Below are 623 nucleotides of genomic sequence, written 5' to 3'. Positions count from 1 at the left end.
TCAGCCCCAGGCCGACGCGCTCAAGATGCTCTATGCCGACCGTCACCGCCGGGAGGCCGAGGTAGTCGATGGTGCCGTCCTCGAATCCCGTGGCGCCGGGGGCGAGACGGTACCACTCCTCCTCCTGCACCGAGGCGAACGTGATCGTGCCGCCGGCGAACCAGGGGCGGCGGAGCCTGGCGAGCGCCTCCCGGCGCGCGATCAGGCAACCCGCGCCGGTGGGGTACCCGAACAGCTTGTAGAACGAGATGGGGATGAAGTCGGCGCCGATCGCAGATGCATCGACCGGATTGGTCGGCGCGAACGCGGCGCAGTCCAGGATCACGTCCCATCCGAGGCCGCGCGCCTCCGTCACCCAGTCCAGCGGATGCTGCACACCGCTGAACCTAGGGCCGCCGCCTCCGGCGCCACGCAGCGCGGCGCTGACCTGTGCGGGGTCGAGACGCAGATCCTGCTCGCGCACCGGGATGTAGGAGACGGTGGCCTCTCTGCGCACCGCGAACTCGCGGATGCCGTTGACCGAGTTGTGGTTGTCGTAGCTGAGCAGGTAGATGGAGCCCGGCCCGAACGGGTACGCCTCGCCCACCAGCTTGAGGGCTCCGCTCGCGTTGGCCGTGAAGACG

At 69.7% G+C, this 623-nt stretch carries 1 protein-coding gene; it reads right to left on the bottom strand.

What is annotated here, in order from left to right:
- Positions 1-623: aminotransferase class V-fold PLP-dependent enzyme (locus ACMUOY_RS20530; protein ID WP_413894568.1), on the bottom strand; the 623-nt coding region annotated here is incomplete at both ends.

It is taken from the genome of Candidatus Skiveiella danica (genome assembly GCF_022705245.1).
In the GTDB taxonomy this organism is placed as follows: Bacteria; Pseudomonadota; Gammaproteobacteria; order Burkholderiales; family Burkholderiaceae_C; genus Skiveiella; species Skiveiella danica.
This window is presented reverse-complemented; position numbering and strand designations above follow the sequence as displayed.